The organism is Paenibacillus sp. FSL A5-0031, assembly GCF_001956295.1.
In the GTDB taxonomy this organism is placed as follows: domain Bacteria; phylum Bacillota; class Bacilli; order Paenibacillales; family Paenibacillaceae; genus Pristimantibacillus.
Window position 1 is genome coordinate 564020 of the sequence record NZ_MRTD01000002.1, and the last position, 26554, is coordinate 590573.

The 26554-nt window shown below is 44.2% G+C and carries 30 protein-coding genes and 1 tRNA gene; 13 read left to right on the forward strand and 18 right to left on the reverse strand.

Annotation, left to right across the window (positions count from 1 at the left end):
- Positions 1-161 precede the first annotated feature (161 nt).
- The 7 genes from BK120_RS05990 to BK120_RS06020 form a co-directional block, all read right to left on the reverse strand.
- The gene (locus tag BK120_RS05990; RefSeq protein ID WP_076266557.1) at positions 162-1448 is read right to left on the reverse strand and encodes an adenylosuccinate synthase; all 1287 of its coding nucleotides are present in this window, start codon (positions 1446-1448) and stop codon (positions 162-164) included.
- A gap of 190 nt (positions 1449-1638) precedes the next feature.
- Positions 1639-3000, reverse strand: coding sequence for a replicative DNA helicase (gene dnaB / locus BK120_RS05995; RefSeq protein WP_076266558.1), 1362 nt, complete (start codon positions 2998-3000; stop codon positions 1639-1641).
- 91 nt (positions 3001-3091) lie between these two features.
- On the reverse strand, positions 3092-3535 hold the full coding sequence (gene rplI, locus BK120_RS06000; RefSeq protein WP_076266559.1) for a 50S ribosomal protein L9: 444 nt from the start codon (positions 3533-3535) through the stop codon (positions 3092-3094).
- Positions 3532-5493: a DHH family phosphoesterase gene (locus BK120_RS06005; RefSeq protein WP_076266560.1), complete on the reverse strand. Its 1962-nt coding sequence runs from the start codon at positions 5491-5493 to the stop codon at positions 3532-3534. Before BK120_RS06005 ends, rplI begins: the two co-directional genes overlap by 4 nt.
- Positions 5494-5511: 18 nt before the next feature.
- Positions 5512-6417 (reverse strand): DUF2232 domain-containing protein, encoded by a 906-nt coding sequence (locus tag BK120_RS06010; RefSeq protein WP_076266561.1) that lies wholly within the window; start codon positions 6415-6417, stop codon positions 5512-5514.
- A 242-nt stretch (positions 6418-6659) separates the two neighbouring features.
- Positions 6660-7088, reverse strand: a complete 429-nt coding sequence (locus BK120_RS06015) for a CBS domain-containing protein (protein WP_076266562.1) — start codon at positions 7086-7088, stop codon at positions 6660-6662.
- An 81-nt stretch (positions 7089-7169) separates the two neighbouring features.
- Complete coding sequence (locus tag BK120_RS06020; protein ID WP_256710808.1) at positions 7170-8231, reverse strand: LCP family protein; 1062 nt, start codon at positions 8229-8231, stop codon at positions 7170-7172.
- A 155-nt stretch (positions 8232-8386) separates the two neighbouring features.
- Here BK120_RS06020 and BK120_RS06025 point away from each other — a divergent pair, with 155 nt between their 5' ends.
- The 3 genes from BK120_RS06025 to BK120_RS06035 all read left to right on the forward strand — a co-directional run bounded on the left by BK120_RS06025 (position 8387) and on the right by BK120_RS06035 (position 10987).
- Positions 8387-8794: a DUF4870 domain-containing protein gene (locus tag BK120_RS06025; RefSeq protein ID WP_256710809.1), complete on the forward strand. Its 408-nt coding sequence runs from the start codon at positions 8387-8389 to the stop codon at positions 8792-8794.
- A 316-nt stretch (positions 8795-9110) separates the two neighbouring features.
- Positions 9111-10430, forward strand: a complete 1320-nt coding sequence (locus BK120_RS06030) for a hemolysin family protein (protein ID WP_076266563.1) — start codon at positions 9111-9113, stop codon at positions 10428-10430.
- Positions 10431-10534: 104 nt separating this feature from the next.
- A complete protein-coding gene (locus BK120_RS06035; RefSeq protein ID WP_076266564.1) occupies positions 10535-10987 on the forward strand; it encodes a CBO0543 family protein in 453 nt (150 codons plus the stop codon).
- Here the strand turns inward: BK120_RS06035 and BK120_RS06040 are convergent.
- On the reverse strand, positions 10982-12139 hold the full coding sequence (locus BK120_RS06040) for an AI-2E family transporter (protein ID WP_076266565.1): 1158 nt from the start codon (positions 12137-12139) through the stop codon (positions 10982-10984). The two genes, BK120_RS06035 and BK120_RS06040, sit on opposite strands and share 6 nt — an antisense overlap.
- 165 nt (positions 12140-12304) lie before the next feature.
- Here BK120_RS06040 and BK120_RS06045 point away from each other — a divergent pair, with 165 nt between their 5' ends.
- The 8 genes from BK120_RS06045 (at position 12305) to BK120_RS06080 (ending at position 17887) form a co-directional block, all read left to right on the forward strand.
- On the forward strand, positions 12305-12973 hold the full coding sequence (locus BK120_RS06045) for a PspA/IM30 family protein (RefSeq protein WP_076266566.1): 669 nt from the start codon (positions 12305-12307) through the stop codon (positions 12971-12973).
- A 114-nt stretch (positions 12974-13087) separates the two neighbouring features.
- Positions 13088-13489: a DUF350 domain-containing protein gene (locus tag BK120_RS06050; RefSeq protein WP_076266567.1), complete on the forward strand. Its 402-nt coding sequence runs from the start codon at positions 13088-13090 to the stop codon at positions 13487-13489.
- A gap of 22 nt (positions 13490-13511) precedes the next feature.
- Complete coding sequence (locus BK120_RS06055) at positions 13512-14018, forward strand: DUF4178 domain-containing protein (protein ID WP_076266568.1); 507 nt, start codon at positions 13512-13514, stop codon at positions 14016-14018.
- A gap of 10 nt (positions 14019-14028) precedes the next feature.
- Positions 14029-14775, forward strand: coding sequence for a DUF4247 domain-containing protein (locus BK120_RS06060; protein WP_076266569.1), 747 nt, complete (start codon positions 14029-14031; stop codon positions 14773-14775).
- 199 nt (positions 14776-14974) lie between these two features.
- Positions 14975-15604 (forward strand): TetR/AcrR family transcriptional regulator, encoded by a 630-nt coding sequence (locus BK120_RS06065; protein WP_076266570.1) that lies wholly within the window; start codon positions 14975-14977, stop codon positions 15602-15604.
- Positions 15601-16455: an ABC transporter ATP-binding protein gene (locus BK120_RS06070; protein ID WP_076266571.1), complete on the forward strand. Its 855-nt coding sequence runs from the start codon at positions 15601-15603 to the stop codon at positions 16453-16455. Before BK120_RS06065 ends, BK120_RS06070 begins: the two co-directional genes overlap by 4 nt.
- Positions 16452-17159: a fluoroquinolone export ABC transporter permease subunit gene (locus BK120_RS06075; RefSeq protein WP_076266572.1), complete on the forward strand. Its 708-nt coding sequence runs from the start codon at positions 16452-16454 to the stop codon at positions 17157-17159. Before BK120_RS06070 ends, BK120_RS06075 begins: the two co-directional genes overlap by 4 nt.
- Positions 17156-17887, forward strand: coding sequence for a hypothetical protein (locus BK120_RS06080; RefSeq protein WP_256710810.1), 732 nt, complete (start codon positions 17156-17158; stop codon positions 17885-17887). The genes BK120_RS06075 and BK120_RS06080 overlap by 4 nt, the downstream gene beginning before the upstream one ends.
- A gap of 25 nt (positions 17888-17912) precedes the next feature.
- Here the strand turns inward: BK120_RS06080 and mnhG are convergent, their stop codons facing one another.
- From mnhG to BK120_RS06110, 6 genes are read right to left on the reverse strand one after another with little or no spacing between them, the layout of a single operon-like run.
- Positions 17913-18275 (reverse strand): monovalent cation/H(+) antiporter subunit G, encoded by a 363-nt coding sequence (gene mnhG, locus BK120_RS06085; RefSeq protein ID WP_076266573.1) that lies wholly within the window; start codon positions 18273-18275, stop codon positions 17913-17915.
- A complete protein-coding gene (locus BK120_RS06090) occupies positions 18259-18543 on the reverse strand; it encodes a Na(+)/H(+) antiporter subunit F1 (protein ID WP_076266574.1) in 285 nt (94 codons plus the stop codon). Before BK120_RS06090 ends, mnhG begins: the two co-directional genes overlap by 17 nt.
- Complete coding sequence (locus BK120_RS06095) at positions 18543-19019, reverse strand: Na+/H+ antiporter subunit E (protein ID WP_076266575.1); 477 nt, start codon at positions 19017-19019, stop codon at positions 18543-18545. Before BK120_RS06095 ends, BK120_RS06090 begins: the two co-directional genes overlap by 1 nt.
- 5 nt (positions 19020-19024) lie before the next feature.
- Positions 19025-20503, reverse strand: a complete 1479-nt coding sequence (locus tag BK120_RS06100; RefSeq protein ID WP_076266576.1) for a Na+/H+ antiporter subunit D — start codon at positions 20501-20503, stop codon at positions 19025-19027.
- A complete protein-coding gene (locus BK120_RS06105; RefSeq protein WP_076266577.1) occupies positions 20496-20834 on the reverse strand; it encodes a Na(+)/H(+) antiporter subunit C in 339 nt (112 codons plus the stop codon). Before BK120_RS06105 ends, BK120_RS06100 begins: the two co-directional genes overlap by 8 nt.
- 2 nt (positions 20835-20836) lie before the next feature.
- Entirely contained in the window at positions 20837-23719 is a 2883-nt protein-coding gene (locus tag BK120_RS06110) for a Na+/H+ antiporter subunit A (protein WP_076266578.1), read from the reverse strand.
- Between the two features lie 261 nt (positions 23720-23980).
- On the opposite strand from BK120_RS06110, the gene BK120_RS06115 reads away from it, so the two are divergent.
- A complete protein-coding gene (locus tag BK120_RS06115; protein ID WP_076266579.1) occupies positions 23981-24235 on the forward strand; it encodes a hypothetical protein in 255 nt (84 codons plus the stop codon).
- 23 nt (positions 24236-24258) lie between these two features.
- On the opposite strand, the gene rpsR is transcribed toward BK120_RS06115, so the two are convergent.
- From rpsR to rpsF, 3 genes are all read right to left on the reverse strand, one after another.
- Positions 24259-24543: a 30S ribosomal protein S18 gene (gene rpsR, locus BK120_RS06120; RefSeq protein ID WP_054025756.1), complete on the reverse strand. Its 285-nt coding sequence runs from the start codon at positions 24541-24543 to the stop codon at positions 24259-24261.
- A gap of 99 nt (positions 24544-24642) precedes the next feature.
- A complete protein-coding gene (ssb, locus tag BK120_RS06125) occupies positions 24643-25164 on the reverse strand; it encodes a single-stranded DNA-binding protein (RefSeq protein WP_054025757.1) in 522 nt (173 codons plus the stop codon).
- A 36-nt stretch (positions 25165-25200) separates the two neighbouring features.
- The gene (gene rpsF / locus BK120_RS06130; RefSeq protein WP_054025758.1) at positions 25201-25485 is read right to left on the reverse strand and encodes a 30S ribosomal protein S6; all 285 of its coding nucleotides are present in this window, start codon (positions 25483-25485) and stop codon (positions 25201-25203) included.
- Between the two features lie 272 nt (positions 25486-25757).
- On the opposite strand from rpsF, the gene BK120_RS06135 reads away from it, so the two are divergent.
- Positions 25758-25940 (forward strand): YjzC family protein, encoded by a 183-nt coding sequence (locus BK120_RS06135; RefSeq protein ID WP_076266580.1) that lies wholly within the window; start codon positions 25758-25760, stop codon positions 25938-25940.
- Between the two features lie 483 nt (positions 25941-26423).
- Here BK120_RS06135 and BK120_RS06140 read toward each other — a convergent pair.
- Positions 26424-26514: transfer RNA gene (locus BK120_RS06140), tRNA-Ser, on the reverse strand.
- Positions 26515-26554: the final 40 nt, after the last annotated feature.

A 26554-nucleotide genomic window follows, 5' to 3' on the forward strand; every position in this document is an offset into this window, starting at 1 on the left:
ATTGCCATAAACTGTTATATACCATTATGGTCAACATTAGGGACAACCATTCTTCCACACTCTATTAATTTCCTATAAATTGAGTGTTTTAAAACAAGTTTTCAACATTTTTATATACAAAAAAAAGGATGGCCCGCAGGCCACCCTTTGTAAAAAACATTTTATTCGTAAATCGGACGAACCGGATTTGTTTGCTCGCGGTTACGGCCTACGGAGAAAATCGCAATTGGAATCCCTGTAAGCTCGGATACACGGTTCAAGTAATTGCGTGTATTCACTGGAAGATCCTCAAGTGTTTTCGCGCCAGAGATATCCTCTGACCAACCTGGGTGCTCCTCGTAAATCGCTTCGCACTCTGATACCATTTTGAGGCTTGCTGGGTAAGTATCAATCACTTCGCCGCGCAATTTGTAGCCTGTGCAAATTTTAACTGTTTCAAGGCCTGTAAGAACGTCTAGCGAGTTCAGAGAAAGACCTGTAATACCGCTAACGCGGCGTGCATGACGAACAACTACCGTATCGAACCAGCCAACGCGGCGTGGACGACCTGTTACTGTACCGTATTCATGGCCTTTGTCACGAATCATTTGACCGATTTCGTTGTCTTGCTCTGTTGGGAAAGGACCATCGCCTACACGAGTTGTGTATGCTTTAGCAACACCAATAACTTGCTGGATTTTTGACGGGCCAACGCCAGAACCGATACAAACTCCGCCAGCTGATGGGTTGGATGATGTTACGTACGGATAAGTTCCTTGGTCAATATCAAGCATAACGCCTTGAGCGCCTTCGAACAAAACCTTCTGACCAGCATCGATAGCATCGTTTAGAATAACAGAAGTATCTGTTACATATTTGCGAAGCACTTCTGCATAACCAAGATAGTCCGCAACAATGGAATCCGCATTAAGATGCGCTCCGCCATATACTTGCTCAATCAATTGGTTTTTCTCGATGATGATGCTGCGAACTCTGGATTCAAATTCCTCAGCATCCATCAAATCAGCAATACGAATGCCGTTGCGTGCCGCTTTATCCATGTAGCAAGGGCCGATCCCTTTGCGAGTTGTGCCGATTTTATTATCGCCTTTACGATCCTCTTCAAGACCGTCAAGCACAAGGTGATAAGGCATAATGACATGAGCGCGATCGCTAATTTTCAAATTATCAGTAGAGAAGCCATTTTCGTGAATATAGTTAATTTCGTCAATCAGAGCTTCCGGATTAATAACCATTCCGTTACCGATGACGCAAGTTTTATCATGATTGAAAATACCCGATGGAATCATCGTCAATTTATATTTTTTGTTATCAATAAGGATGGTGTGTCCGGCATTGTTTCCTCCTTGGTAACGAGCGACGACGTCGGCTCCCTCTGCCAAGTAATCAGTGATTTTGCCTTTACCTTCGTCTCCCCACTGTGTACCAACTACAACAACCGTAGACATAATTATACCCCCGTCCGGTGTTTATAAGCACCGAAAATTACCGTCCCAATGCTTTATACACCAGCAAACCTTTTATAAAAGGGCCCGTGTCACAAGTCAAAAGACAGCATTAATAGTGTAGCAGTCCAACATCGAGAAGTCAAACGAAAAACGAACAATTGCATAACTACACATGCAATTGTTCGGATATTCACGACGCTTGCATCGGATCTTGATGCGCGCGATCGATACTTACGAATTTATTGTACTTTTTGAGAAACACGAGCTCAACCGTGCCTACCGGTCCATTCCGCTGCTTAGCGATAATGATCTCGATAATATCTTTTTTCTCAGACTCTTTGTCGTAATAATCATCCCGGTAAAGGAACGATACGATATCAGCATCTTGCTCGATAGATCCCGATTCCCGAAGGTCGGACATCATCGGACGTTTGTCTTGCCGCTGCTCAACGCCCCGGCTCAGCTGAGAAAGTGCAATAACGGGAACTTCTAGCTCACGCGCAATTTGCTTCAGTGTACGTGAAATTTCGGAAACCTCTTGCTGCCTATTCTCGCCCGCTTTGCCGCGGCCGGAGATGAGCTGCAAATAGTCTATCATGATCATGCCTAACCCTTTTTCCTTCTTCAAGCGACGGCATTTGGCGCGAATTTCTGCGACTGTAATGCCCGGTGTATCATCAATAAAGATTTGTGCCTCCGAAAGCGATCCAATCGCCATCGTCAGCTTTTCCCAGTCATCGCCTTCAAGGTGCCCTGTCCGCATCCGCTGGGCGTCTACATTTGCTTCTGCGCAAATCATACGCTGTACAAGCTGTGCCGCTGACATCTCGAGACTAAAGATCGCGACGGTCTCGCGTGCGCGAACGCCGACATTTTGTGCTACGTTAAGCGCGAATGCCGTTTTACCTACAGAAGGACGGGCAGCAACGATGATCAAGTCGCTTCGCTGGAAGCCGGCCGTCATCCGATCCAGATCGGTAAATCCGGATGGAATGCCTGTTGTGCCGCCTTTATCCTGGTACAGCTGCTCTACCTTCTCGAATACCTCCATCAATACGTCTCTAATGGAGATGAACCCGCTGCCGGAGCGGCGATTCGATATTTCGAGAATTTGTTTCTCTGCATCTCCGAGAAGTACACCTACATCCTCCGAATTCGCATAACCATCGGATACGATGTTTGTTGCTGTGCGAATAAGGCGCCTCAGCATCGACTTCTCTTCTACAATTTGTGCATAGTAGTCAACGTTTGCTGCGGTTGGCACCGAGTTGGCAAGCTTCGCCAAATAGCTGACTCCGCCAATTTCCTCAAGCAAATGCTGATCCTGCAAATGCGCAGTCAAGGTCACGAGATCAACCGGCTGGTTGTTCTCCGCGATTTCAACCATCGCCTCATATATTTGTCTGTGAGGACCGCTGTAGAAGTCTTCACTGCGCACGCGCTCCATCGCTGTAATCAAGGCTTCTGATTGCAGCAATATCGCTCCGATAACAGCTTGTTCCGCTTCTAAGTTTTGCGGTGGAACACGATCAAACATCAATTCAGTGCTCATGGGCCCCTCCTAAAAGGTTTGCGTAGCAAACCTACTTCGTAAGCATAAGCCAAGGTTCTGTAACAAACCTTGGCTTATACTTTAGACTGCTCTATTCTTCAGACGCCTGCACGTTCAGCTTTGCTTTCACTTCAGGGTGAAGCTTCACAACGACTTGTGTAACACCCAGCGTACGGATTGGATCATCAAGCTCGATTTTGCGTTTATCTACTTTAATGCCTTTCGCCGCTAATGCTTCGCCAATTTGTTTGCTCGTAATGGCACCAAATAGTCTGCCGCCCTCGCCTGCTTTTGTCTTAATTACGATGGTCATCTCTTCAAGCTTCTTGCCTAGTTCTTGCGCGTCCTGCTTTTCCTTATCCTTGCGCTTCTGTTCAGAAGCATGCTGTACTTCAAGCGTCTTCAGGTTGCCGTCGGATGCCAGCTTCGCAAGCCCTTGCGGCAATAGAAAATTACGTACATACCCTTCGGACAGATCCTTTACTTGCCCTTTTTTCCCTTGCCCTTTAACATCCTGCAAAAAGATTACTTTCATTCAAATAACCCCTCTTCCTTTTCAATTTCTTCTAACACTTGTTTCAAACGCTCCGCTACTTCCACCACAGAGCCTTCCAGCTGAGCGGCAGCATTCGTCAAATGTCCGCCTCCGCCCATTCTCTCCATGACGACCTGTACATTCATATGGCCTAGTGAACGCGCACTAATGCCAATAAGTCCATCTTGGCGCTCTCCGATAACGAAGGAAGCGAGTATATCCGTCATATTCAGCAGCGTATCCGCTGATTGTGCGATGAGCAGCTGCGAATATTTACGACCGCTTTCGGTTACTGCAATGGCGACATGCTCATAAAGCACCTCAGCATGCTTAATAATTTCAGCCTTGCGCACGTATTCTTCAAGATCCTCTTTCAGCATCCGCTGAATCATCATCGAATCTGCCCCATTGCGGCGCAGGAACGATGCCGCTTCAAACGTTCTCGCACCAGTGCGAAGCGAGAAGCTCTTTGTATCTACCGTAATACCGGCAAGCAAAGCTGTTGATTCCCGTACATCGAGTACAACTCGATCATGGATGTATTGCAGCAGCTCCGTTACGAGCTCACATGTTGATGAAGCGTAAGGCTCCATATAAATTAATATCGCATTCGCGATAAATTCCTCGCTGCGGCGGTGATGATCGACAACAACAATGCGGTCTGTCTGTGTAAGAAGCTTAGGCTCCTTCACCATCGATACCTTGTGCGTATCAACAACGACAGCGAGCGTCTGAGGTGTAATCAATGCCGAGGCCTGCTCTGGTGAGACAAAGCGTTTGGACAGCTTCTCATCTTCGCGGATGAGCTCCATCATTTTCTGAATGGCTGGATTTACGCCTTCTAACACAATATAAGCTTCCTTGCCGAACAGCTGCGCTGCCTTCATAACACCGATAGCTGCTCCAATCGCATCCATATCGGGCATTTTATGCCCCATAATGACTACGTTATGGCTCTCGCGTATCAGATCACGTAATGCATGTGCGACCACCCGTGCGCGCACGCGTGTCCGTTTCTCCACCGCATTCGACTTGCCGCCGTAAAAGGATTGCCGACTGCCAACCTTCACCGCTGCTTGGTCGCCGCCTCGTCCGAGCGCGATATCAAGACTCATATGCGCCCATTGACCGAGCTCGATGATATGCTCAGCCCCTGCCGCAAAACCGATGCTCAGCGTAACCGGAATTTTGTGATCGCCGGTAATATCTCTAACCTCGTCCAGCACGACAAAACGAGACTGCTCAAGCTGCTTTAACGTTTTTTGATCCGTCACGAGCAGAAAACGATCCGACGTGAGCCTCTTCAAATAAATATGATATTTTTGAGCCCACTCGGTAATTTCCGTCGTCACCTTTGAGAGCATAGAGCTGCGCTGGTGATCGTCGAGACCCTGCGTAACTTCTTCAAGATTATCAATCATTACAATACCGATAACGAGCTTCTCATCATCGTATTTGCGACCAAGCTGCCACAGATCCGTAATGTTCTTCACATAAAGAATGCGTTCCTTCTGCTTGAAAATCAGCTGGTAAACTTGCGAGCCTACTGTAGCTTCAATCGTTCCTTCGCGTTCCTTCACTTGCTGCAATGATGGGAACAGCTCCGCAAGCGGAACGCCAATGACGGTTTCCCGCTCCACCATATTAGCAATATAAGGATTATGCCATTCCACCATACGATCTTCGTTATATAAAATAATTCCGAAAGGAAGCTCGCTGACGACATCGTTTCCTGCCTTTTTAACCCGGTAGGACAACGTGCCTAGATACGATTTCAAATCTTTGCGGAAAGCACGTTCTGCCATTATGGTATAAAACAATACCAAGGCCGTGAGCAGTAATCCGAGCAGCCCAAGCAGCCACTCGAACCATGCAAGTCCCACTGACATGAGCACCATCAATGCAAAGGCCCACATTTGATGCATTCCGTGCCATCGTGTAACCAAAAACTTCGGCATTTCCTATCCGCTCCTGTGCTATGGTTTCGTAAACGACTTGCGGATTGGAAAAGCAGTATCCAGCACGCCGATCAAGCTAAGCGGCGGGATCAATAGCACCGGAATCGCAATAAGAATCGGTACCGCTTTGTTCCATCCTCGCTGATGAGCAAGGAAAAAGAAAAATCCGACAGCCTGAAACGCAAAAACATAACTAAGCAGAGGTACCAAGTTCATCAAAGCCACTGCAAAAAAAGAATCGCTCGTCGTCGACGAGAACAGCTCGATTACATAAGTAATTAAATAAAGCACAACGAGTATACGAGGCAAACGCCAGTCTTTGGCACGCGTAAACCTAGGCACTTCCGGGCCGCCGCTCCACTTTACAGCTCTGCGAGCTATAAATTGCGATATAGCAGTGAGTACGAAAGCGATAATAATAAAGGTTACAGGAATAGAATTGACCATCGTACGAGCAACAACCTCAGTTAGATCCGAATTCCATTCTGTAGGAAGCAGCTGCTTCGTCATCAGTTCATCGACTGTTGACCTTATAAATGTTCTGAGCTCTTTAATGAGCGAAATATTCAAGAACGCCTCGAATATGATCAACTCAAGCATCAACTGAGCAAGAACGACGACGCTGACCGTCCGAAGGACTTTTGAGGCAGGCGCTTGTTTCATATACAAGTGGCCCATCACAATAGACGGTATGAGGAAAAACAATCCGATAATAAGTGTAGCTGGCCCGCCGATAATAAATGCCAGCGCCCATACCGGAAGCAGATGCAGCACAAATGACTTTGGCGACAGTATCGTATACAGCACGACATACGGCACCATAAGCAGCAGCATGGTAATTACATTAAATAGCGGTACTAGAAGGGACAATAATAAAAGGAGTGCCGCAAAGCTCCACAGCACTGGTTTCAAGCCGGTTCTCAAACCGTTCACCTCTTGCTTATATAATCTGGTTTCTTACGAAACTTTTACAACTCATTATAGCATAAAAGCTAAACATATCACTCACATTCCAGCAGGCACACTCTTTAGTCGAAACGTCCGCTTAGGCGCTTCCTATAAAAGAAAAAGACGGAACAGCAAGCTTATTCCGTCTTATTGCTTATTATATTGCCCTGCCTAGTTTGAAAATAGTACCTGAAGACGATCCCAATCGCTGCCGTTTCTTATTTATCCTGCAGCACATTATGCTGCTCCATAATAATTTTTTGGCAATAATCAATGATCTCGCTTCTGCGTACAATGCCAATAAAACGGTTCATATCATCGACAACCGGTACAAAGTTTTGCACCTTCGCCAGCGAGATCAGATCATCCATATTGGCATCAATTCGTACCGTCTTGTTGTTCATACGAAGCGGTACATCAATTAGCTTCACCTTATTGGTTTGTTCCAGTGATAAGTCAGCATGATTTTTAAAATACCATAACAAATCGCCTTCCGTAACCGTACCTGCATAACCGCCATCATCATTAATGATAGGAACCGCCGTATAGCGATGATACTCCATACGCTCTAGCGTTTGTCTTAACGTTACATCCTGAGTAACACACACAACCTCTTGCTTCGGCAACAAAAAAAACGCGATATTCATTTTTCTTAAACCACTCCGATCCGTTTGCTCTTTCCATTCCCATTGGTCCTAAAGCAGCAAGACGGAGCGGAGCAAGCAGCATTAAGGCTGCTTAGTCGTCGTTTCGCTGCTTGATAATGCACCTACATCTTTGACCTTATCTTCATTGTACTTATCAGGCAATATTAAGCTGGAAGCAGGTGTATCTGCATCTAACCAGTTTTTGATCATGGTCTGTACCTTCGATAAATCTTCTTCATCGGCAAAATAATACCAAGCTCCGCCACTCTTCAAGCGATGTCCATCACCAAGCAGCGAATGGCTGTAGATTTTGCGATCCTTCGCCATGAGCATGATTTGACCTAAATCGACTAGCTGCTGCGGACGCATATCTGTACTGAAATTATCGCCCATAATATCCATAAGCTCAGGAATTTTGGACCATTGATTCATTTGTTTCGCTTTATCCATAAGAAGATTCAAGAAAATCTGATGACGCTCTGTACGATTGATATCGCCGCCAGCATCCTCACGATAACGAACATAGTTCAGTGTATCCTTACCGTTGTAAGTGTCCTGGCCTGCTTTAATGACAAATTTCTCATGATCAGCATCTTTGTTCACAATATCCTCTTCAATAGGAAGCGAAATTCCGCCAAGCGTGTCGATCACGTTACGGAATCCTTCAAAGTTAATTGAAGCATAATATTGAATAGGTGTGTCTAGAAACTTCTCAACCGTGTTCATTGCCATTCCCGCACCGCCAAAAGCATATGCATGCGTAATCTTGTCCTCTTTATTTTTACCGACGATATCTACATACGTATCACGGGGTATGGAAACCATGAGCATCTCGCCGTCATTTGGACGAACGACCGTATAGATCATCGTATCCGACCGTCCAGTCTCCTTGCCGCGTTGGTCAATGCCGAGCAGCAGGATGGAGAATGGATCTTGTTTCTTATTAATTGTACTCACTGGAACGGGTTCCCGTCCATCGATAGGTTTATAAGATTGCTCGAGCTGCTTCTTTACCTGACCTTCCAGAAACCAATCAAACCCTAGCATAGCCAATGTTCCTCTGTTGAAAAAACCAACAACACCAAGAAGCACTACTGCAGCTGATGCAGCAATTAACCATCTGCGTTTATTCATTTTATTCATAATATGATGACTTCTCCTATCTTATCAATTCTTTTATAAATACGCATTCTTTAGTTTAGACGATAATTTGTCGAAACAGGTTACAAACCTTTTACAAAGTTTTGATACCAATTTTGGATAATATTTTATAAAATAAAGAGGTCTACTGAAAATGTATGACGAATACAATCATTGCAAGTATAGGTAAAATAGAAAGGGTGAATCTCTTGAATCAACCTCCATCCTTACATCCAGACAGCTCATCAACGGGACTTGATCCGAAAGTAGCAGGCTTGCTTTGCTACCTGGCAGGTTTTATAACCGGCATTATATTCCTTGTGCTAGAGAAGAAGAGCCGCTTCGTTAGATTGCATGCTGTACAGTCTATCGTCTTATCGGTCGCTTTCATCGCCGCTAATATTTTGTTAGGCTTTATCCCGATAATTGGTTGGCTGCTAGGGATATTGCTCGGTCTAGCCGCTTTTATTGCATGGATTGGCCTCATGCTGCTCACGCTGCAAGGGAAGCTGAATAAGCTGCCTGTCATCGGTGAGTGGTCAGAGCAGCAGGCAAATAAGTTTTAATATCGCCTGGACTACGAAATATAAGGTAAGTAACAGTAAATCATATCCTTTCTTATATTTCAAAAAAAATGGACGGCCTGCTGCCGTTCTTTTTTTTATTCATTTCAAGTTCATAAGAACTATTCATTAAACCAGACAAATAATCTCGTAATCGCTAGGTATCGGCTAATATTGTTCTACTGGCTTCTCTAAATCGGTAAAATTGAGCTTTTGCAGCCGTATAACCCTCTTTCAGCGGTTTGATGAATTGGCAGAAAGTTCGTACTATTAAATAACATCAATTAAATACGAATAAGAAGGATTGTGAACATTTATTATGGGTATAGGACTTAATCTGCTCTTAGTTGCTTTACTAATTGTGTTAACCGCTTTTTTCGTAGCTACTGAATTTGCAATCATTAAGCTTCGTTCCAGCCGTGTCGACCAGTTAGTCGTTGAAGGCAAGAAAAACGCAATTGCCGTTCAACGTGTTGTAAGCAATTTGGATGGTTACCTATCTGCCTGTCAGCTTGGCATTACAATTACAGCGCTCGGACTTGGTTGGTTAGGAGAACCTACCGTTGAAAAACTGCTTCTCCCTCTATTCGAGCAATGGAATCTAAACAGTAATTTGAGTCACATTTTGTCATTTCTAATCGCCTTTCTATTCATCACATTTATCCATGTGGTCGTTGGTGAGCTTGCTCCTAAGAGCATTGCCATCCAGAAGGCAGAGCTTGTCAGCTTCACTGTCGTAAAACCGATTATTCTTTTCTACAAAGTCATGTACCCGTTCATCTGGGTCTTGAATGGATCTGCCAATGCGTTGGTTCGTTTGTTTGGCTTAAAGCCAGCGAAGGAGCATGAGAACGCCCATTCCGAAGAAGAAATTCAAATTATTTTAACAGACAGCTTAGAGAGCGGTAAAATCAACAATACGGAATATGGTTACGTAAATCGAATCTTTGCTTTTGATGAAATTTTAGCTAAAGAAATTATGGTTCCGCGTACAGACATGACCGTCTTATATAAGAACAATACGCTGCAAGAAAACATGGATATTATTCGCAAGGAACAGTATACCCGCTTCCCTGTTGCCGGCGACAGCAAAGACCATATCGTCGGGATGATCAACACGAAGCAATTGTTTCTTCAATATCAAGTAAACAAAGAAATTGATTTGCAAACACTTATACAGCCTGTCATGTCCGTATCCGAGGTGATGCCTGTCAAGACATTGCTAAAACGGATGCAGCAGGAGCGCGTACACTTTGCGATCGTCGTAGATGAGTATGGCGGCACTTCCGGCCTTGTAACGATTGAGGATATTTTGGAGGAAATTGTCGGCGATATCAGAGATGAATTTGATGCCGATGAACGCAAAGATATCGAGATGCTGTCGGATACCTCATATATGCTGGATGGCAAGGTATCGCTCACTGAGCTAGGCGACCTCATAGGAGCCGAGCTTGAGCATGAAGAGGTCGACACGGTCGGCGGCTGGCTGTACAGTGAAATGGAAGAAGCTAAGCCAGGCAAACAATTTGGCTTTCATAATTTGACCTTTACCGTTCGTGAAGTAAGCAAACATCGCATTAATAAAGTTGAGCTGACGATCGGTCCACCTATTCGACTGCTCAAACCAGAGGTAGGTTAAAACAAAAAGGAAGGCGCACTTGGCGCCTTCCTTTTTTCTTTTTCACGCATGCTGATCTGGATTCAGGACATTCTAATAAAAAATGTTCAAGAAAGGAACTTATAATGCTTATCAATATTATATTTGGGTTCTTTGTTCCTTGGATTGCCGGTATATATTTGGGCGTAAAAAGCCCCAAAACCTTGCTTCTTATTTTCCCTATCGGAGCGGTCTCCTCTTTAGTCATCAACTCAATCGGTTTTCAATTAAAGTTTTGGGATTTCACACCTCTTATCCCCAATGACGAGTCCGTTTCCGCCTTGCCGCTTGATATCGGTCTTTACCCGCTACTAGCATGCTTTATGATCTGGCTGATCAATTCACGCCCCGTATTAACCGTGCTAATCTTGTTCTTGTTCATACTAGGCACTACACTGCTTGAGTTTATGGCTCTAATCTATGGCAAAGTATCCTACGGAAACGGCTGGAATATAGGGTATACCTTTTTATCCTACCTGCTGGCTTTCGGTATTGTCTTTATATATTTCAAGCTGCTTAAGCGAAATCGGTTATTATAGCACGTTTTCGCCTTTCTTATCTTCTTCATATAGAATGGAGCGGCTTCTAAACCATTCGAACAGATGAATTACAACAACCTTGATGACTGCATAACCCGGTACAGCAAGTACAATCCCTGCAAGACCAAACAAGTTGCCTGCTGTCAAAATAACAAAAATAATAGTGATCGGATGGATATGAAGCGATTTTCCCATGATTTGCGGCGAGATGAACTTACCTTCGATTAATTGAACAATCGTCCATATAACCACCATCTTCAGGAGCATGACTGGCGACGTCACCATAGCAACAATTAAAGCTGGTGTAATCGCAATGGCAGGCCCTAGATACGGAATAACGCTTGTGCATGCAGCTACCAGCGCAAGCACAAGTGAGTATTCCAGGCCAATAATTAAGTAACCGATATATAACAGCAGCCCAATACAGAAAGACACTATAATTTGACCTCGGATATAGCTGCTGACTTGTCCGTTCATCTCTGCCATAATTCGTTTCGTGTGCGGCTGAAGCTTGTTAGGCAGGACACTAACGATCGTTTCCGGCAGCCTTTTTCCGTCTTTTAGCAAATAGAACAAAATAAACGGAAGCGTCAATATCGCAAGAATAACCTCTTTAAGTGCTCCCACAAAGGAACCCACGCTTGTTAACGTTCCATTCAAAATGGACGTGGCTTGCTCTGTAATATTCGACGTCAGCTTCTCCGGATTTAAATTAAACCACTCTTGTACTTGAATAAATCCAGCGCTATCCATAAACTGCTCAAATTTAACCCGCAATTGCTCGCCGTATTTAGGGAAGCTGTTCACGAAGCTCACGGCTTGCCCATTTAATAATGGAATGACGATGACAAGCAAAATTGTAATCAGTCCTGCGCCAACCAGAAACAGCATAATAATAGAATATATCCGTTTGACTCCCTTTCGTTCTAAGAAGTCGACGACCGGATTAAGTAAGTAATAAGCAATTCCCGCCAATATGACCGGCAGCAGCAAGGTCTTGAGCAGCACGGTTAAAGGCGTGAAAATGTATGAAATTTTCGTCAGCACCATAATATTTAGTCCAACAAGCAACAAAACAAGCAGAAATAATACGAACTTATTGTTCAAAATAAATCGCTTAAACCGCTCCGTTCCAGTTTTGCTATTTTCCATGGTTATGCTCCCTCTTTTCTTCTCATACAGGTAATCATTTTGGTTTATTGTAGCATTTCTTTAAATATAAACGCGAATGGCAGCGATTCTGCATTTACTTGCAACGACTCGCTTGCTCTTCGCGTATTATAACTTATGCGTACTACGATTCTAGGAGGGATTTCATTGTCCATATTTAAACGACTGCGTGATCTTACTTTATCGAATGTATATGCTCTAATTGAGAAAGCGGAAGACCCTGTTAAGTTGACCGATCAATATATTCGCGACATGCAAGAGGATCTAGCCGATGCCGAGAAAGCAGTCGCAGCACAAATTGCCATTGAGAAAAAATTCAAGCAGCTTTATGAAGAGCAAGCACAGCTGGTTGAGAAGCGCAGTGAGCAAGCCCATCTTGCAGCACAAGCGCAAAACATTGAGCTCGCTCGTCGTGCCTTGGAAGAGAAGAAAACAGCCGAACAGAAATCAACGGAGTACAAAACGAGCTTCGATCAGAATAAATTGCTCGCAGACAATTTGCGCGGCAAGCTGGATGAGATGCGCCAACAGCTCACTGAGCTTAAAAACAAACGTGAAACACTCGTCGCTCGTTACAATGCAGCCAAGGCACAAACGGAAATTAATAAAGCAATGTCTGGCTTCGGTACCGATTCAGCTGCTTCAGGCATGAAGCGTATGGAAGAGAAGATGCTGCAAATGGAAGCGCAAGCTGAAGCCAGTAACGAATTAAGCGCCAAAGGAAAATCGCTTGATGCTGAGTTTGAGAAGCTCGGCAAGGATAAAGCGGTCGATGATGAGCTTGCCGCCTTGATGAAGCAATACGAGAAACAGTAATAGCTTAGTCACTTCATAAATATTATCTAGTGTGGCCGCTTATGTTACGAATCGGAGGACCGGTTTTAACGGAAGCGGTCTTTTTTATAAATTGAACCATTGGAGGAACTGACGATGTCTTGGATTGACCTTATTCGAATTCCGATTTGGACAGGTGCTGGAGCAATTTTGTTAATCATCATCATGTTTTTAGACTCGCGTTTTACGAAGTACAATGATTTGCAGGAAATTAAAAAAGGAAATACTGCGGTAACGACTCGCTTCGTACTCAAATTATTTGCTCAAGCGTACATACTGTCCCAATCCATCAGTAAATCAAGTGAAATGTGGGAAGCTCTACTCATCTCGCTCATCTCCTTCGTGCTGTTGCTCATACTGGAGTGGATCGTAGAGAAAATCGTCATTGCTGTCAGCGGTATGAAGCTGGAGCAAGGTATTCATGAGGGTAAAGTCAACTACGCGTTATTCGCAGGCTCTCTGCATGTTGCAGGCGCACTAATTATCGGGTCTATCTAATTATTCAGAAGGAGTATATACGATGAGCTTGTTCAAACGGATCAAAAACCTGATTGCTACTTCTCCTCCGCCCATTGCTGAGAAGAGCATAATGACATTGTCACCTGGCGATGCTTGTGAGGTTTCCTTAATAACTTATAACGTCACAGGCAGAACTCATAATCGTGCACGCAACGCGATTGTCCTCACGCTTCAGGATGGCATAACCATTCGTTATTTAACGATAGAGGAGCGAGAAAGAACCGTATTTGCGCTTTATGACCCTATAGACGGGCGCTTGGAATCAATTGACGAGGTGCCTACCATTTTGGAGCTGGATGAACGTACATATCATATGGAGGAGCAATTCTCCGGTTTAATTACGGCGACCGGCAAAACGCCATATATGCAGGGAGGCGAACAGTCTGTCTGGCAATATCAATCGGATGATATGAAGCTGCTTCGTATCGAATGGCAAAACGGGCGCTTCATGCTCTATGAAGGAGAAAGCGTGCTGCCTGCAGATGTTCGCGTGCTGCGCGGCGGCTAGGAGGATAACAATGAACAAATGGTGGCATCAATCTTTGAAATACCTGCTTCTGCTTAGCTTTATCATCCCGCTTCTCACAGCATGCACCATTTCAGATACAGTTAAGGAGCAGTACCCGTTAGAATCAGTCAACGGCTCTGGCAATCAAACCTCTTACGTCTATCGTGCCGCAAATCGTTCCGTTCCTGATGTCGCTTCTGATTTTAACGATCAACGTAAACCGAAGCAGCAGAGCGAGACAAGTACAGAGCGGATGTTTCTCGTCTATTCCGATGAAGTCATCGATTTGCAGCAGGCTCCTGATGCACCGGAAGATACACTGATCGAAATTAACTCAACAGAATATGTACGTCAGAATTATAGCTCAAGCTTTCTCCAAGCCTACTTAATCGCGAGTGTTCTTGATGATCTGTTCGATAAGGGCAAATACGGCAGCGGCAAATACCGAGGTTATTCGTCAAAGGATACCTACAAGCCTAAGACAACGTACCGCATACCTACCGTTGATGATAAGAAGCTTGCACCACCAGTTACCGTTAATCGTACCGGCTCGGTTATGAGACGCTCCAAAGAGGCGGGTGTTTCCTCCTCCTCCCCCAAAGCAAGCACGAATACAATCACCACAAAGCCAGCGACCAAAGGCAAGATTGTGAAAGACAATAAGCAAAAGAATAGCTCAAGCAAAGTATTCACCAAGCCGCGAACGTCTAAACCTTCCATTAAAGTTGGCAAAAGCAGAATTTCACGGAGACGCTGAAGCTGATACTAGCCTCTTTGGCAGAGAAATATAAGATAACAGCAGCAAACGATCTGCTTTCTAAGATATCAAAATCAGGGCAGTATCCTCTACTTGGGTACTGCTCTTTTATTATGCTTGACTGGAATCTCCTTTATCGCTTATTGTGAATATAAAATAAAATTATTCATAAAATCACAAAAAAGAAAAGAGAATCCTTATGCCCAAAAAATTCAGTGAGCAAGAGAAACAATGGATTAGCAAAAAGCTGTTCGAAGAAGGCAAACGCTGCTTCGAAGCTGCTGGTCTTCGCAAAACAAGCATTGAAGATTTAACGAAAGCTTGCGGCATTGCACAAGGCTCCTTCTATATGTTCTTCAATTCGAAGGAGGAGCTCTTTTATCACATTCTGCTTGAAGAGGAGGCTTTAATCCGCAATCGTCTGCTTGCTTCGCTAAATCGGAGTGAACTCGTAACCAAAGAGAGTATTCATCAATTTCTTATTGAATCCTTCCGTCTATTAGGAGAAAGCCCTATGGTTCGTCAAATGTACTTGGAAGGTGAATTTGCTCAGCTTGTACGCAAGCTGCCTCCAGAGCTCTTGGAACATAATTTCTCTGATGATGCAGATGCCTTAATGCCAATTATTCACCATTGGCAAGCAGCTGGCATTCTCACTCATACAAAGCCTGAGCTTATCGTTAGTATGATCAGAGCGCTTGTCCTTCTTACCTTGCATAAGCAGGAAATCGGGCCAGGCATTTATTCCGATACCATTTCATTTATGCTTGATATTGTTGCGGAAGGTATGTATGCAAAGCGTGATTTAGGAGGGGAAATTATCGAATGATCGAAGTGAATCAGCTTGAGTACAAGTATCCCGGTACCACAAATACGATTCTGCACGGCCTTACCTTTTCAATCGCGCCAGGAGAAGTATTTGGTTTTCTCGGTCCATCAGGTGCTGGAAAGAGCACCACGCAAAAAATATTGATCGGTGCACTTAAAGGTTACGCAGGCAGTGTGCGTGTTTTTGATCATGAAATCAAGAGCACTGGTCCCGACTATTATGAACAAATCGGCGTTGCTTTTGAATTCCCCAACTTCTACAGCAAGTTTACAGTCCTTGAAAACTTAAAATTGTTTCGTTCTCTTTATGCAGGCGTTACCTTGGACCCTATGCAGCTCCTCTCCCAGGTTGGACTGCAGGATGCCGCGAATATGAAGGTGTCACAGCTATCCAAAGGCATGAAGATGAGGTTGAATTTTTGTCGTGCATTGCTGCATCAACCAAACATTTTGTTTCTCGACGAACCGACCTCCGGCCTTGATCCCGTAAATGCAAAGCGGATGAAAGAGTTAATTTTGGAGAGGAAAGCTGCGGGTACTACCATTGTCATCACAACACATAACATGCAAGCAGCCGAGGAGCTTTGCGACCGTGTTGCTTTTATTGTCGATGGTCAGATTAAGCTTATTGATTCTCCTAGAGAGCTAAGACTGCGACATGGCCAAAACAGTGTTCGAATTGAATATTTAAAGCAGCATGAGCTGATAACCGAACACTTTTCTATGGATGGGCTTGCGGGGAATCAGCAATTTATGAACCTTATCCATCATGAAAAAATCGAAACGATTCATTCCTTAGAAGCAACTCTTGAACAAATATTTATTGATGTGACAGGCAGGGCTTTAGTATGAGAATGTGGATGACCGTATGTCATGATCTTCGTTTCCAGTGGCGCCATAAATTTTACCTGATCTACATGCTCGTCTGCACAATATATCTCCTATTGCTCCACTCTATTCCCACAGACTACAAAACAACCGTTGCTCTATTGCTTACCTTCTCTGATCCAAGTGCGTTAGGATTAATTCTAGCCGGCGGCATTGTCTTGCTTGAGAAAGACCAAGGCATTCATGACAGTCTGTTCGTTACCCCGCTTCGTGTAACCGAATATTTGCTTGCCAAAGCTTGTTCTCTTGCCTTACTCTCCATTTCATCTGCCTGGGCTATACATCTATTTTCCATTGGTGTACCCGCTTCACCTTTTCATTTCACGATTGGCATCCTGCTTACATCCAGCTTTTTCACTTTGTTATCCATTGGCGTAGTTGTACGCTCGCAATCGGTAAACGGTTTTATTCTACTCTCACAGCTCTATGCTCTGCCGTTTGCGCTTCCTCTACTCGGCTTCTTTCAGATTGGCAATCCATATTTATACATGATCATCCCTACGGAAGGAACCCTCTTATTGTTAAAATCGATGATCAAACAGCCATCTGTCGCAGAAACGATGTATGCCATTTTCATTTTATTATTAGGCAACACACTCGTTTTCTTATGGGCTAAACGGTCATTTCAGCAGGTCATTCTTATGAAAATAGGAAAGAGGGATTCATGATGATACTGAAAATTAAAGCTTTTATGAGGAATGATGCGAGGCAAATTAGGATGGATCCTATGCTTATGGCCAGTTTATTTGGTCCCCTAGCCATTATCGTGGTTGCTCGTTATGCCTTCCCTCCATTATCCGATTGGATACAGGAGCAGTACGGCTTTTTATTGATGGATTATTCCAATTTCGCGGTAACGTTCCTTATGCTTGTCATACCGCTTCTTCCAGGGACAATGGCTGGACTTCTTATGCTCGATGAACGGGATGAAAATATGATTGCTTATTATGCGATTACCCCTTTCACACGCAAAGGCTATTTTTTGTATCGATTACTGCTGCCATGCGCTCTTGCAATAAGCTTGGCCAGTTTATTCATCCTATTATCGGGCATTGCAAAGCTTCAAATCGAAAGTTTGTATACCATCGTATTGCTAACCCTAGAGGCCCCATGTTTGGCTTTGTTTCTAGCGACTTTTGCATCAAATAAGGTCGAAGGCTTAGCCTTGTCCAAGATAAGCGGTTTACTTTTTGCAGGACCTATTATTGCTGCCTTCACCTCCCTGCCATGGCAGTATTTAGGAGCATGGATTCCAAGCTACTGGCCTGCCAAAAGCTATTTATTAGGCATAGCAGGCGAGCCTTTAGCTGCTTTAGGGGCATTTGGCATCGGACTCGCCTATCATCTTATTTTATTAAAGATCATGTTTCATTCCTTTTTGAAGCGGATCGACTAAAAAGATATGCCGTCCTTAATCATAATTAACCCTGTTCCTCCTTAGAGGCGTCCTTCAAATCATCCTGTATGCTTTTATTCCATAGCGGTACGCCTGAACGATAGGCCGCTCTTCCGTTCAAATGTCCGGCTACCGGTCCCGTGATGAATACGAACACAATGCCTAACAGCAGCTTGGCGCTCGTATGCTCCAAATAAATCATAAAGTATAGGAAAGCAGCCACCAGAATGAACAACACGCCAAGCGTCGCGCTTTTGGTTGCCGCATGTGATCGTAAATAAACGTCAGGAAGCCGAATTAAGCCAAAAGCACTTAGAGCACCAATTAAAGCACCAAACAGAACCATCAGACCAATAATCAGCTCTCCTGCTTTACTTATCATCTCCATGTTCAAAAACGACACCCCTTTCAATATATCTTGCAAAAGCGGTTGTCCCGATAAAGGTCAATATGCCGATCAATAATATGATATCGAAATAATTTTTTGTTTTTAGCAGCATGCAAATGACTGCAATCATCGATAATAAAATGACACCAATCGTATCCAAAGCAGCAATCCGATCCGTTATGGAAGGACCTTTGAGCAGCCGGTACATACAACCCAAAATAGCTAGTGACAGTATAACTAATGATGCAATAAGCAAAGTGGACAGCATTACCGAGTCACCTCCATAATCGCTTTTTCAAAAGAATCCTTGATCTGCTGTGAGAGCAGCTCCGCATCATCCATATCCATCGCATGAATATATAACGTTCGGCCATCCTTGGATACGTCGAGCGTCAGCGTCCCTGGCGTCAAACAGATTAGGCAGGACAGCACTGTGATTTCCCAGTCTGTTTTGAGCTCGGTTTGCAGAGCAAAGATCCCTGGACGTATGGCGAGCTTAGGACGAACGATTAGTCCAATGACAACGAAGCTGGAAACAAACAATTCCTTTATGAAAAGGACAAGAAGCTTAAGAATTGCCCATACTCTCTTCATATAAAAGTCATGCGGCCAAAAGCGGCTGAGCAGCCCTATAAATAAAATACCGATGATATATCCTACGATGAACCGCGGAGCCGACCAGTCATTGTGAAGAAACATCCATACGATAGAAATGATTAAGTTTAATAAGATTTGCAAAGCCATCTCATCTACTCCTTTAATACGGCATCGATATACTGCGCCGGATTGATAAGCGTATGCCCTGCTTCAGAAACGTATTGATACACCCACTCTGAGCCGATGCCCATCGCAACAACGATCAAGCACAACCCTGCTGCAGAAACGATAAATCCTTTATTAACGGCAGGCAGCGAATCGGTATTTTTCATCTCTGCACCCCAGAAAGCCGCCATAAATATTTTGATCAAGGAATAGAGCACGATGAAGCTTGATGCTAGCGACACAGCTGTAAGCCAAAAATATTTTTCCTGAAATCCGCCCATTATGATCAGCAGTTTCCCAGTGAATCCACTAAGTGGAGGAATGCCTGCAATGGCTAACGCTGTGATAAAAAACATCCAGCCCATAAACGGATAACGCTTGATCAAGCCTCCCATTTCCTTTAAACGCCCCGTACCAGCAATATACATCAGCATTCCTCCAATGATAAAAAGGAGTGCCTTGGCAACCATATCGTGCAGCAAATAGAACACGACTCCATCTAGCGCTTCCTTTGAGCTCACCGCTAACCCAAAAGCTAGAAAACCAACGCTGATGATGACATTGTAGTTCAAAATACGGCCAATATCGGAATATGCCGCTGCCCCGAAAGCGCCTAAAACCATCGTTGCAGCGGCCATCCAAGCCATCCAATGATGCGTAATCGCAGGTTCATGATAAAAGATAAGCGTAAATGTCCGTATGAGAGCATATACGCCTACTTTCGTGAGCAGCGCACCAAACAATGCGGATACCGCTGCCGGAGGCGCACTATAAGAGCCGGGCAGCCAGAAAAATAGGAACAGGCCCGCTTTTAGCGAAAATACAATCATGAACAATATCGCGATGACGTTCAAGACGCCGCTCTGGCCTACTTCAGCTATGCGCTGTGATAGGTCCGCCATATTCAAAGTACCTACAACTCCGTACAAATAGGCGACTGCTGCAACAAATAGTGTTGAGGATAAAATATTAATTAAAATATATTTCAACGTTTCGCGGAGCTGCTTCTTCGTCCCTCCAAGCACGATAAGCGCATAGGAGGAAATAAGCATAACCTCGAAGCAAACAAATAAATTAAACAAATCTCCCGTAAGAAACGATCCGCTCACACCGACAAGCAGAAACTGATAAAACGGATAAAAATAATATTTTTCTCTCTCCTTGCCGATCGTCCCGAATGTAAAGAACAAACAGAAGGTGCCGACAATCGAAGTAGCCAAAACAAGCAATGCGGCAAGCATATCCCCAACGAACACAATACCATACGGCGGCAGCCAGCCTCCCATGTGCAGCGTTTGAATGCCCTCCGTTTTTACTTGATAGATAAGGACAATAGCAGCAGCCAGATTAAAAAGCATACCAATCGCACTTACCCAGCGCTGCCCGGTCACGCTATTTTTAAAAAACAAAAGAATAACTGCCGTGCACAGCGGAATGAGAAGCGGGAATACAAGCAGATTATTCATCGTCATTCCCCCTTAACTGCTCCATATCGTCCGTACCCAGCTTCTGATAAGCCTTATAAGCGAGTACAAAGAAAAAGGAAGTCACGCCGAAGCTGATGACGATAGAAGTAAGAATCAGAGCCTGCGGCAGCGGATCAACATACGTTTCCGCCTTTTCGCCAAGCAGCGGCGCAGATCCTGTTTTCAGCTTGGACATCGTAAGCAGCAGCAAATGAACACCATGGGTAAGGATAGAGGTTCCCAAAATGATACGCAGCAGGCTTTTGGACAAGATCAGATACACCCCGACTGTAAAAATAACACCGATTGCGAGTGACATATACAATTCCATAGCTACTTATCCCTCCCTATCGTTAAAATGATGGTCATCGTCACGCCAATAACGGTCAAATATACCCCTAAATCAAACAACATTGCCGTAGCAAGCTCCGTATCGCCCAATAGCGGCAGTTCGAAGTGTCCAAAGGCATGACTGAGAAATGGTGCGCCAAATATAAAAGATCCTACTCCTGTCAAAATAGCTATCGACAGCCCAATTGCTGTTAATACTCGGAAATCGATAGGAATAACCTCTCGCATCGTCTGCAATCCAAAGGCCATCGTAAGCAAAATAAATGCAGACGACGCCATTAATGCTCCGATAAATCCTCCGCCTGGATGGTTATGCCCTGCGAACATTAAATAAACTGAGAACGTCAATATAATGAAGATAACGACTTTCGCTATCGTCTTCAAAATAACATCGTTGCTTCTTACTACTGGAAATGCCAGCTTTCCTCTATTGCTTTGCTTAGGTAGAAACACTCTTTCATCCTCTGCCTCTGTATCCAGCTTCAGCTTAATCATGGCATAAATACCTAATGAAGCGATGGCAAGGACAACAATTTCAAGCATTGTATCGAAGCCACGGAAATCAACGAGGATGACGTTAACCACATTTTTGCCGCCCGCTAATTCGTAGCTCTCTTTTAAGAAAAAGTCTGATATAGAATCAAACGCGCGATTTCCGCTTGCACCAAGCGCAATTAAAGTCATTATAATCCCTACACTAAGCGCAATAACAAAATTAGATAGTCGAAAACGCAGGGCGGCTATTTCCTTGCTCAGCTTCGGCAAATGATAGAAACATAAGAGGAACAGCGTCACCGATACTGTCTCGACAATCATCTGAGTCAAAGCTAGATCAGGCGCCTGTAGGATGACAAAAAACAAGGTGACCATATAACCTGCCGCACCCGTCAAAATGATAGCCATCATTCTCGACTTCGTAAACGGTATAGCAATAACCGATATGACTAAGACGATAATAATAACCGCCTCATATACGGATATTGGAGCGTAGTCCGAGAACTGGAACACATTCACTTTTTCTTGGATCATCGTTAACCCAAGCGACACAATTAGAAATACAAAAATGTACATCAAATAGTGGCGAATGGAACCCGTCATATAACGGTTGGTCAACCGATTGGATCCTCTATCCAATACTCGAAGTCCTCCATCATACATTTGGTTCAATGAGATGTGCTGGAAAAGCGGTTGATTGATCCACTGGATACGTTGATGAAACTTGAACAAAAGTGTCCCTGCAATTACGACGCCCATCGTCATAAATATTTCAGCTGTCCAGCCATGCCAGAATTGAATATGCACGAGGAAACGCTCGCCGGGCAGCAGCACATTCGGATGAATCGCAGCCATGGCAGGTTCAATTAAAGAGTACGCAAGCAGGTTTGGGAAAAAACCGATAACGACAGCTAATGAAGCAAGAATGACCGGGGAAATAAGCATGCCGAGCGGCGCTTCATGCGGCTTCTTCGCTAGCTTCTCGAATTGTGCCGGTCCCGTAAACGTTCTAAATAGCAAAATCATGCTGTATACAAATGTAAATATACTTGCAACCCATGCGATAACGGGAATGATAGCCAGCATAAATGAAACATTGAAAAAGTCCAGCTGCCTAATATTAAGAGCCGCTGTAAAAAACATTTCCTTGCTCAAAAAGCCATTAAACGGCGGCAGGCCTGCCATCGAGAAGGCTCCAATAAGCGCAATGGAGAAGGTTATTGGCATTAGAGCCATAAGTCCGCCTAGCTTGCGAATGTCTCTCGTCCCTGTTTCATGGTCAACGATTCCGACAACCATGAACAAAGCGCCTTTAAACACTGCGTGGTTGATCAAGTGAAAGATGGCCGCCATCGTTGCTTTTGCATAAAAGAGTGAATCTGTACCTCCTGTATAGAAAGCCGCCGCCGATCCGAGTCCAAATAAACTCATCAGCAAGCCGAGCTGGCTAATCGTTGAGAATGCGAGCAATGATTTTAAATCCGTCTGCTTCATCGCTCGGAAAGAGCCATAAATCATCGTCACAAGACCAAAGAACGAAACGAGCCAGAACCATGCCGACTCTCCAGAGAAGATTGGACTGAACCTAGCGACTAAATATAAACCTGCCTTAACCATCGTCGCTGAGTGCAGATACGCACTTACAGGGGTTGGAGCCTCCATCGCATCGGGCAGCCAAATATGGAATGGAAACTGCGCCGATTTCGTAAACGCTCCGACTAGAATAAGCAGCATCGCGGGCAAAAACAATACATGGCCGCTTAGCGTATCAACGCTGCCGATGATCTCACGAATGCTAAAGGTGCCTGACATCACATACAGCAGTACAAAACCAGCCAGCATAGAAAGGCCGCCGAATACTGTAATAAGCATAGATTTTAATGCGCCATATCTCGATTTCTCTCTATGGTTCCAGAAAGCGATCAGCAAGAACGAGGAAATGCTCGTCAGCTCCCAGAAACCATACAGCACAATAAGGTTATCTGATAGGACAACCCCGAGCATAGCCCCCATAAATAGAAGCAAATAAACATAAAAGGATGTTATCGCTTCCTTATTTTTATCCAAATAATAAATCGAATAAAGGACGACTAACGCGCCAATTCCCGTAATTAATAAGGCAAATAATAAACCTAAACCATCCAAATATACGGTGAAATTGACTCTTAATGAAGGTATCCATGGGATGGTTGCTGTTATGGTTTCACCGCTTTGAATCGCTGGTATTTTCCATAGAAAATAACTAAACAGCAAAATTGGCAAAGGCAGAATAATCCAACCCGTATGAAGTCCATGCAGCAGCTTTCGCAGCAAAGGACTAATAGCAGCCATAATAAATGGTAAAATGATGATGACAGATAGCAAAAACACTCTCCCCTTCCTCTACAAATGACTTCCATAGCTTTTCCCTATTTTTATAAAAGTACTTCCATTTCTGCCGGAGCCTTAAAAAAACGCAAAAAGAGCCCGCTGTTGGCAGGCTCCTCCGATAAAAAAAGTTAATTTAGTTGTTTTTTGACTACACTTTAGTATATCGTTCAAGTCTAAAATTGTCAAAAGAATTGAGATGACAAAACAGGGAGAATGAAAATAGTGAAAATGGGGATTACTCTTACTAAAGGAGTGATCATCATGCTGCATACAAAAATAGCGATCAGCTCATTCATTTTCATTCTGATTTTAGCTGGCGCATGGCGTTTGGATCAGCAAATGGACCAGCAGCGAAGCAAACAGCTGCTGCAGCCTGCATCCTTACTTCAATACAAAATATATTCAGCGCATGATTCTATCCATCATTTAGAGCCCTATTCCCCTTATTTACCTCGTGAATATATGCGTATCATTCGATTAGAAATACAAAAAAAGCCTACTGAGAAAGCTCAGTAGGCTTTTTGTTTCCAGACAGCGATCTATTCAGTCGTGTAAGGAAGCAATGCGATTTGACGTGAACGTTTAATTGCGATTGTAAGCAAGCGTTGGTATTTCGCGCTTGTACCAGTCACACGACGTGGCAAGATTTTGCCGCGCTCGCTAATAAACTTTTTCAACAAATCAACATCTTTATAGTCAATTTTAGAAATTTTGTTTACAGTGAAGAAACAAACTTTACGGCGTTTGTTGCGTCCGCCTTTACGTCCGCTGAACTTACGTTCTGGACGCTCGTCGCCACCGTTATCTCTTTGCTTGAAAGCCATGATAGGTATCCTCCTTATCGTTGAAAATATTACAATTACACAACAGCTAAAGGCTGTGCAACTGCTCCATTGACATGTGCAGCCTGAGCTACACTATTATCAAAATGGCAAATCATCCTCTGATATATCAATCGGGCGTCCGTCATCCTGAAACGGATCACGGCTGTCGTTACGTGAGTTATTACCAGATGGACGGTTACCGCTGCTTTGGGACGCATTGCCGCCGAAATTGCTTCCGCCGGTGCTTGTACCGCCGCTGTAGCTGCTTCCACCCTCTTCACGCGATCCACCGCCATCTTTGTTGGATTCCAAGAACCGAACGTTATCAGCGATAACTTCCGTCACGTAGACGCGTTTGCCTTCGTTGTTCTCGTAATTCCGAACTTGAATGCGACCTTCAACCGCTGTTAAGCGGCCTTTGCGCAAATAGTTGGCGCAAGTCTCGGCCAGTTGACGCCATGTTACAACCGGAATAAAATCCGCTTCACGCTCACCTTGACCACCGCTTGTAAACGGACGATCTACCGCTAACGTAAATTGTGTAACTGCGACACCTGCAGGTGTATAGCGAAGCTCTGGGTCTCTCGTCAATCTACCAATTAGTATAACACGATTCAACATCGTTTCTGACCTCCCAATCGAACAATCCAGCTTGGATTAAGCGGCGTCTCTGACGATCAACGAACGGATAACTTCATCCGTAATCTTCATGATACGGTCAAGTTCATTTACAACTTCAGTAGTTGCATTGAAATGAACGAGTACAAAATAACCATCACGAAGCTTGTTGATTTCATACGCAAGACGACGTTTTCCGCTCACATCTTGCTTTGTGACTTCTCCGCCATTGGAGATAATGCCATGGAATTTGTCAACGATCGCTTGCAAGGCTTCTTGCTCAACGTCTGGACGAACGATGTACATTACTTCATATTTGCGCATATTGTTTCACCTCCTCTTGGACTAACGGCCCCATAAATGGAGCAAGGAACGAGCTTCTGCTCGCATCTCTATACTATATCAAATCTGAACGCCTATGACAAGCGAAAATAGATGATGTTACTGCGTAGGCAACTTCTGGCGATGGTTCATCCATTTTATAGCCGTTATCTGCTACTCATGCAAATTCCATTGCCCGCTAATACTACACCATGAAGGGATAGATCATGTGCATTTATCTATCCGCTCTAAATATAAGCTGGAGGCTGATCATAATGGGTGAAGGTACAATGTTTTCGCCGGGCGACAAAGCTCCGAATGATGGCACATACATCGAGGACGGTGTGAACTCATTTCATATGGGAATCAATAATCCGAAGAAGGTCAAGCTCAGCAAAGGGCAACGTTTTCCTGACACCTCTAATCACGAACGTAAATGGAAACGAATGGGCCATTAATTTTTCTACAAGGTTTTGAATAATAAAACATCAGTTTGGCCATTCTAATTTTTGACGGTGCAAGAGAGGTGTGGTTCCATTGAACCATTTCGGCAAACGCGGAGACACTATACCCGTCTAAAAACGGATTAGCTCTCATCGCGTGAGGATTTCGTCCACTCAGGAGAGAAGCGGAGGGTTGTGCCAAAGACACTTGTCTGTAACACACGCGCATTCGAGCATTGATACATGTTACCGTTCAATCGGTCGTGTATGATTGTGCTCAAAAGGATTTAATGAAGCTTTAGCTGATTTGTTCCGATTGACGAATGATGTTTCAACAGCTTGCAGTGAGAATTGATCGACTCAGCCATTATTCACCGTCAGGAAGAGGGCTCGCAAGAGCTCTCTTTTCTATTTTATTTATTCCTTCGTATTTCCTAATCTATTAAAAAGACATAAAAAAAACGGTTCCTCTGAAGGAACCGTAAATGTTTAACATAATGGCGGAGAAGGTGGGATTCGAACCCACGCACGGTTTGACCCGCCTAGCTGATTTCGAGTCAGCCCCCTTGGGCCTCTTGGGTACCTCTCCGCATGTAAAAATTATTGTATCACAGTGCTTGTCAACGCGC